This window comes from Janthinobacterium sp. (genome assembly GCF_009923995.1).
Lineage (GTDB): Bacteria > Pseudomonadota > Gammaproteobacteria > Burkholderiales > Burkholderiaceae_D > Janthinobacterium.
Map to the genome: position 1 here is coordinate 1 of NZ_RFSK01000112.1, position 7459 is coordinate 7459.

Sequence of the window (7459 nt, forward strand, 5' to 3'; positions counted from 1 at the left end):
TCTTCCAGCGTGGGCCGGGGTGCCCGCGGCGCGAACGCCGTGCCGGGCCAGCTGATGTCATTGATGCCGATCAAAACGATCACCGCGCGCACGCCCTGGCGCTGAACACGCCCCCCGTCCATGCGGCCGCCCCCGCACCCGCCTGGCTGGCCAGCTGGACGGCCAGTCCGCAAGCCGTGTGGGACGCCGGCTTCCTCTTCCCCAGCAACGTGCCCGCCGTGCTGCACGGGCACACCGTACGCCAGGTAGCCCGCATCAGCGTGGGCGGCCCCCGCGTGCGCATCGTGCTGTCGAATGCCTATGGCAAGGTGCCGCTGCACGTGGGCGCGGCCACCGTGGCCCTGGCGGACGGCGCATCGGCGATCCGCCCGGGCAGCCTGCGCACGCTGACCTTTGCCGGCCAGCCTGCGGCCACGGCGGCGCCGGGCGCGCCCCTCGTCAGCGACCCCGTCGACCTGTCCGTGCCGGATCTGGCGCGGCTGACGGTGAGCGTCCACCTGCCGCAGTCCAGCCCGGTATCCACGTTTCACTGGGACGGGCGCGAAACGGCATGGATCGCCCCCGGCGAGCAGACGCGGGCCGCCCGCATCGATGCCGCGCAAGCCGGCGTGCAGACCACCACGGCGCGCCTGCTGCTCAGTGCCATCGAAGTCGAGGCCACGCCGGCGGCGCAAGCCGTGGCCATCCTCGGCGATTCGATTACCGATGGCGCCAGCGCCAGCCTGGGGATGGATGCGCGCTGGCCCGATTTCCTCGCCGCCCGACTGGCGCCGCAGGGCGTGGCCGTGCTGAACGCGGGCATTTCCGGCGGGCGGCTGTTATCCGACGGCATGGGCGAGAAGGCCCTGGCCCGCTTCGGGCGCGACGTGCTGGACCAGCCGGGCGTGCGCGCGGTGATCGTTTTGATCGGCATCAATGACATCAGCTGGCCCGGCACGGCGTTCGCGCCGCGGGCACCCCGGCCCACGCTGGAAGAATTGACTAACGGCTACGCCCGGCTGGTGGCCCAGGCGCGCCGCCGCGGCGTGCGCGTCATCGGCGCCACCCTGACGCCATTCGCCGGCGCCCTGCCCGGCACGCCCCTGGACGACTATTACCAGCCGGAGAAAGATGCGCTGCGCCAGCAGCTGAACGCGTGGATACGCGCCAGCGGCAGCTTTGACGCCGTGCTGGACTTCGACGCGTGGGCGCGCGACCCGGCCCATCCGCAGCGCCTGCTGCCCGCCTACGATTCGGGCGACCACCTGCACCCGGGCGATGCGGGCAACCGGGCGCTGGCGGAAAAGATAGACCTGTCGCTACTGTTTGACCGGGATCAGTCGCCCAGTCCCGCGTACAGGGCCGTGCTCAGGTAGCGCTCGCCGAACGACGGAATGATGGTGACGATGGTCTTGCCCGCGTTTTCCGGACGGCGCGCCACCTGCAGGGCGGCCCACAGGGCGGCGCCCGACGAAATGCCCACCAGCAAACCTTCATCGCTGGCGGCCAGGCGCGCCGTGGCGAAGGCGTCGTCGTTCTTCACGCAGATGATTTCATCGTAGATGGCCGTGTTCAGGATCTGCGGCACGAAGCCGGCGCCGATGCCCTGGATGGGGTGCGGCCCTTTCGTGCCTTTCGACAGCATCGGCGACGCTTCCGGTTCCACGGCAATCACTTGCACGCCGGGCTTGCGCTCCTTCAGCACTTCGCCGATGCCGGTAATGGTGCCGCCCGTGCCCACGCCCGCGACGACGATGTCCACCTGACCGTCCGTGTCGCGCCAGATTTCCTCGGCCGTCGTGGCGCGGTGGATGGCGGGATTGGCGGGATTGTTGAATTGCTGCAGCATCAGGTAGCGCGGGTCGGCCGCGACCAGCTCCTCGGCCTTGCGGATGGCGCCCAGCATGCCTTCGCTGCCCGGCGTGAGCACCAGCTCGGCACCGTAGGCGCGCAGCAGGATGCGCCGTTCGCGGCTCATGGTATCGGGCATGACGAGGGTGCAGCGGTAGCCGCGCGCGGCGCACACCATGGCCAGGGCGATGCCCGTGTTGCCGCTGGTGGGTTCGACGATGATGGTGTCGGCATGGATCTTGCCGGCGCTTTCCGCGGCGACGATCATGGACAGGCCGATGCGGTCCTTGACGCTGTGGGCGGGATTGTAGAATTCGAGCTTGGCGAGGATGGTGGCGACGCTGCCGGCGGCGATGCGGTTGATGCGCACCAGGGGGGTGTTGCCGACCAGTTCAGTGACGTCGTTGGCGATGTTCATGGGAATCTCCACAGCGGTATCAGAAAATCCCAGTCTACCGCTTTTTCACGGCAGCGCACGCGGTGCGCTGCCGAAACTGAACAATTACTTAACGTCCAGCAATTCCACGTCGAAGATCAGTGCCGAGTTCGGCGGAATGTCGCCATTGCCGGCGCCGCGGGGACCGTAGGCCAGCTCGCCCGGAATGATCAGGGTGCGCTTGCCGCCCACTTTCATGCCGGCCACGCCCTGGTCCCAGCCCTTGATGACCATGCCCTTGCCCAGCTGGAAGTCGAACGGGCCACGGCCCACGGAGCTGTCGAACTGCTTGCCGCGCGAATTTTTCGCCAGCGGACGGTACAGCCAGCCCGTGTAGTGCACGACGACGGTATTGCCGGCCGATGCTTCCTTGCCCGTGCCGACCTTGTTGTCGATGAGGATCAATTTATCGGCGGCGGGGCCGGGGCTCATCGATACGGCGGAGGCGGGAACAGGTGCCGGCGCCTGTGCCTGCGCCAGCGACGCGGCGACGGAGCAGATCAGGGCAAACAAAACGGAGCTACGCGTCATGATGTATTCTTTCATTGAGTGTCGGTGAGATCCCTGCAAGCGCCGGTGAGCACGGCAGGGAAGGCCAATGATAGCAAACCGCCGCAACGATAGGAAAAACTTGTCACCCGACTCACACTTTCCCCGCCTGTTCTACGCCCTGTGGCCCGATGCGGCCACGCGCGCGGCCCTGGCCGCCTGGCAGGCCCGCTTGCCCGGCAAGCCCGTGCGCGCCGACAAGCTGCACCTGACCCTGGCCTTCCTGGGCCAGCGCCCGGCCGGCGAGCTGCCCGCCCTGCTGGGCATCCTGGAGCAATTGCCGGCGCGCCCCATGCGCCTGGCATTCGATCACGCCAGCCACTTCCCCAAGCTGGCCCTCGCCTGGGCCGCGCTGGCGCAGCCCTCGCCCGCCCTGCTGGACGTGCGCGCCGCCTGCATGCAGGCGCTGGCCGGACAGGGCCTGGCGCCCCGTTTCGAGCACGACCGCTTTACGCCGCACGTGACCCTGGTGCGCCAGGCACCGCCGCCGCCCGTCCTGGACCTCGCGCCCATCGTCTGGCAGGCGGACGAACTGGTGCTGGTGGAATCGTTCAAGAGCAGCGGCGACTACCGCATCGTGGCCAGCAGGAAACTGGTTTAGAAACTGGTTTAGGCGGCGTCCGGCACGGGTGCCGGCACGGCAGCGGCGTGCTCCTGGCGCAGGCTTTTCAGCGCATGCGCGGCCGCCACCATGCCGAAGCTGGCCGTCACCACCACGCTGGAGCCGAAACCGGCGCAGTTCAAACCCGTCACGCCGGCGGGCGTGCCGTCGATGGCGCACGCTTCCGCGCTCTCTGGCGTGCTCAACGGCTCCATGGAAAACACGGCATCGACATTGAATTTATTTTTCACCCCACGCGGAAAACCATATTCCGTGCGTAACAGCTTGCGCACGCGCTTGAGCAGCGGCTCCTGTTCCGTCTTCGACAGGTCGCGCACGGCGATTAGGGTCGGGTCCGTCTGGCCGCCCGCGCTGCCGATGGTCAGCATGGGAATGTTGCGCGCGCGGCAATACGCGATGACAGCCGCTTTCGCCTTGGCATTGTCGATGGCGTCGACCAGGTAGTCGAAGTCGCGCCCGCCGAGCAACTGCTCCAGGTTCTCGGGAGTAATAAAATCCTCGATCTGCGTGACCTGGCAAAAGGGGTTGATCAGTTCGATGCGTTCGGCCAGGGCCGTGATCTTGGCCTTGCCGATGGTGTCGCTCATGGCCTGGATCTGGCGATTGATGTTCGATTCGGCAACATTATCGAGGTCGATCAGGGTCAGGCGGCCGACGGCGCTGCGCGCCAGCGCTTCGACGATCCAGGAACCGACGCCGCCCACGCCGATCACGCACACGTGCGCGGCGCGGAAGCGGGCCAGCGCGGGGGCGCCGTACAGGCGGGCGATGCCGCCGAAACGCCGGTCAAAATCGATCTCGGTCAAGTCCATGGAAATTTGTTCATTGGTGGAGGTATGCATGCCGCCATTTTAACGGACACTGCGCCGGCGGATATTCTAAAATAGCCGGATAGACAGAGCGACAAGAACAACTGTCGCCGTGCCCCCACACTGCCCACCATGAGAACACGCCATGACCACTCCCCTGTTCGACTCCGTTCCCGGCTTTGACCAGCCTATCGCCGTGCTCAAGCATTGCCACGACAAGATCCGCAAGCAGCTGACCACCCTGCAAGGCTTGCTGGCCCACCTGGCACAGCACGGCAACACGGCGGAGGCGCAGCAGGCGGCCAAGGCAGTGTTGCAATATTTCAATAAAGCCGCCCATCTGCACCATGACGATGAAGAACAGGACCTGATGCCCATGCTGCAGGCGACGGCCACGGGCGACGATGCGGCCGTGCTGGCCAGCCTGGTGCCGGAAATCCTCGCCGACCACCAGCGCATGGACGACGCCTGGCTGGCCCTGCGCCCGGCCCTGGACGCCATCGCGGCCGGCACGGGCACGCAGCTGCCGGCCCATGGCGTGCGCGACTATGTCGCCGCCTACCAGGCCCACATGAGCAAGGAAGAGGGCCAGCTGGCGCCCATGGCCAAGCGCCTGTTCAGCCCGCAGCAGATGGAACAGCTGGGCACGGCCATGCAGCGCCGCCGCGGCATCGCGCCCGATGCGGCCGAAGCGCCGGACCCGGCCGCCAGGCTGGCCGCCATGCGCACCGATTATGCCCAGTCCAGCCTGAGCGAGACGGACGTGCTGGCCGACCCCGTCGCCCAGTTCCAGAAATGGTTCGCCGAAGCCGTCAAGGCCCAGGTCGTCGAGCCGAACGCCATGGACCTGGCGACCGTCAGCCCCGACGGCAAGCCCAGCTCGCGCATCGTGCTGATCAAGCAGTTCGACGAGCGGGGCTTCACCTGGTACACGAATTACCACAGCGACAAGGGCCGGCAGCTGGAGCACAACCCGCATGCGGCCCTGCTGTTCTTCTGGCGCGAGCTGGAGCGGCAGGTGCGCATCGAAGGCACGGTGGTGAAGACCTCGGCCGCCGAGAGCGACGAGTATTTCAATGTGCGTCCCGTGCAAAGCCGCCTGTCGGCGATTGCGTCGGAACAGAGCGCGCCCATCGCCAGCCGCGCCGCGCTGGAAAGCAATTATGCAGCCGTGGCCGCCGCCATCGGCGACGCCCCGCCGCCCCGCCCCGAGCACTGGGGTGGCTATCGTTTGCAGCCGGAGCGCATCGAATTCTGGCAGGGGCGCCGCTCGCGCTTCCACGACCGCATCGTCTACACGCGCGGGGCGGACGGGCAATGGCGCATGCAGCGCCTGCAACCGTGAACACATGGCGCAAAGCAGGCCGGACAATATAGGTGTAGGCTATGAGGTGTAGTACTTGGATCATTGTTTCTCAATTTGCGGCCGCGACCAGCGGCCGCTTCATTGGAGGCCATTTTGTTTGTACAAAACCAACTCAAGTCCTGGATCGCGGGCATCCGCAGCAAGACCGCCCTGCCCTTGCGCATCGAATTGTGGAACGGCCAGCATGTCGACCTGTCCAGTGAAGCGCCGCGCGTCACCATCCGCCTGCCGACGGCCGCGTCGGCCCGCTACCTGCTGAACCCGTCGCTGGCCAACCTGGGTTCGGCCTACGTGGAAGGCAATATCGAGGTCAAGGGCACGGCCATGGACATGATTGCCATCTGCAACGCGCTGGCGCGCAACACGCTCAAGCCGGAAGGCAAGCTGGCCCGCATCGTGCGCAGTTTTACGCACGACAAGAGCAAGGACGCCGAGGCCATCCGCTACCACTACGATGTGTCGAACGACTTTTACCAGCTGTTCCTCGACCCCGCCCTCGTGTATTCCTGCGCCTACTTCGAACACGGCGATGAAACCCTGGAACAGGCGCAGGTCAAGAAGATCGACCACATCCTGAAGAAAATCCAGCTGCAGCCGGGCCAGACCCTGCTCGACATCGGCTGCGGCTGGGGCGCCCTCGTCATCCGTGCCGCACAGCAATATGGCGCCCGCTGCGTGGGCGTGACCCTGTCGGAAAACCAGTATGCGCTGGCGCGCGAGCGCGTGGCGGCGGCCGGCCTCGAGCACCTGATCGAGATCCGCCTGCAGGATTACCGCGACGTCACGGGCCAGTTCGACCGCATCACCAGCGTGGGCATGTTCGAGCACGTGGGCCTCAAGCATTTACCCGATTACTTTTCCATCATCAACAAGCTGCTGGCGCCGGACGGCATGGCGATGAACCACGGCATCACTTCCACCGACCCGGACAATGGCGAAACGCCGTATGGCGGCGGCGAATTCATCGAGAAATATGTGTTTCCGCACGGCGAACTGGCCCACATCGGCAATGTGCTCAAGACCATGCAGCAGGGGGGACTGGAAGTGCTGGACGTGGAAAACCTGCGGCGCCACTATGCGCGCACCTGCGCCCTGTGGACGGAAAATTTCGAGGCCCATGCCGAGCAGATCCGTCCGCTGGCGGGCGAGCGGCGCTTCCGCATCTGGCATGTGTACCTGGCCGGCTGCGCCTATGCCTTCGAACAGGACTTGATCAGCCTGTACCAGATCGTCTGCGTCAAGGCGGGGCGGCGCTCGTCCACCCTGCCGTGGTCGCGCAACTACATGTACGAGCAGGCCGCCAGCCCGGCGCCCGTGCTGACGGCGTGAACGGCGGGACGCGCTTGGCCTGGCGCCGGGCGCCTCACTTCAGGCGGTGCGCATACATGGCGCGGAATTTTTCCACCTTGGGCGCGACGACGCAGGCGCAATAGCCCTGCAGCGGATGCTGCTCCACGTAATGCTGGTGATACTCCTCGGCCTTGTAATACGGCTGCGCCGGCGCCAGTTCCGTGACGATGGGCGCGTCCCACACGCCGGCCATCTCGGCGAGCACCTTGCGCGCCACTTTTTCCTGCTCGGCCGACTGGTAGTAAATGACGGAGCGGTATTGCGTGCCCACGTCGTTGCCCTGCCGGTTCAGGGTGGTGGGATCGTGGATCGTGAAAAATATTTCCAGTATGTCATGATAACTGATGACGGCCGGATCGAATTCCAGCCGCACCACTTCCGCGTGGCCCGTGCCACCCGTGCAGATCTGCTCGTACGTGGGATGCGGCACGGCGCCGCCCGTGTAGCCCGCCTCGACGTGCGCCACCCCGCGCGCTTCCTGGTACACGGCTTCCAGG

8 protein-coding genes are annotated in these 7459 nt (G+C 66.4%); 4 read left to right on the forward strand and 4 right to left on the reverse strand.

The window, feature by feature from the left end; all coding sequences use genetic code 11:
* The first annotated feature begins 95 nt into the window (after positions 1 to 95).
* Positions 96 to 1355, forward strand: coding sequence for an SGNH/GDSL hydrolase family protein (locus tag EBS11_RS27580; protein ID WP_290608591.1), 1260 nt, complete (start codon positions 96 to 98; stop codon positions 1353 to 1355).
* Here the strand turns inward: EBS11_RS27580 and cysK are convergent.
* Complete coding sequence (gene cysK, locus EBS11_RS27585) at positions 1316 to 2248, reverse strand: cysteine synthase A (protein ID WP_290608577.1); 933 nt, start codon at positions 2246 to 2248, stop codon at positions 1316 to 1318. The genes EBS11_RS27580 and cysK overlap by 40 nt on opposite strands.
* A gap of 84 nt (positions 2249 to 2332) precedes the next feature.
* The gene (locus tag EBS11_RS27590) at positions 2333 to 2797 is read right to left on the reverse strand and encodes an FKBP-type peptidyl-prolyl cis-trans isomerase (RefSeq protein WP_290608579.1); all 465 of its coding nucleotides are present in this window, start codon (positions 2795 to 2797) and stop codon (positions 2333 to 2335) included.
* A gap of 100 nt (positions 2798 to 2897) precedes the next feature.
* On the opposite strand from EBS11_RS27590, the gene thpR reads away from it, so the two are divergent.
* A complete protein-coding gene (thpR, locus tag EBS11_RS27595; protein WP_290608581.1) occupies positions 2898 to 3416 on the forward strand; it encodes an RNA 2',3'-cyclic phosphodiesterase in 519 nt (172 codons plus the stop codon).
* 8 nt (positions 3417 to 3424) lie between these two features.
* Here thpR and tcdA read toward each other — a convergent pair whose 3' ends face one another.
* On the reverse strand, positions 3425 to 4279 hold the full coding sequence (tcdA, locus tag EBS11_RS27600; RefSeq protein WP_290608583.1) for a tRNA cyclic N6-threonylcarbamoyladenosine(37) synthase TcdA: 855 nt from the start codon (positions 4277 to 4279) through the stop codon (positions 3425 to 3427).
* Between the two features lie 112 nt (positions 4280 to 4391).
* Between tcdA and pdxH the strand changes: the two genes are divergently transcribed.
* Together pdxH and EBS11_RS27610 are read left to right on the forward strand one after the other, a co-directional pair.
* A complete protein-coding gene (gene pdxH, locus EBS11_RS27605) occupies positions 4392 to 5591 on the forward strand; it encodes a pyridoxamine 5'-phosphate oxidase (protein ID WP_290608585.1) in 1200 nt (399 codons plus the stop codon).
* A 114-nt stretch (positions 5592 to 5705) separates the two neighbouring features.
* On the forward strand, positions 5706 to 6941 hold the full coding sequence (locus tag EBS11_RS27610; protein WP_290608587.1) for a cyclopropane-fatty-acyl-phospholipid synthase family protein: 1236 nt from the start codon (positions 5706 to 5708) through the stop codon (positions 6939 to 6941).
* 34 nt (positions 6942 to 6975) lie between these two features.
* Here EBS11_RS27610 and msrA read toward each other — a convergent pair whose 3' ends face one another.
* Positions 6976 to 7458 (reverse strand): peptide-methionine (S)-S-oxide reductase MsrA, encoded by a 483-nt coding sequence (gene msrA, locus EBS11_RS27615; protein WP_290608589.1) that lies wholly within the window; start codon positions 7456 to 7458, stop codon positions 6976 to 6978.
* Position 7459 lies beyond the last annotated feature (1 nt).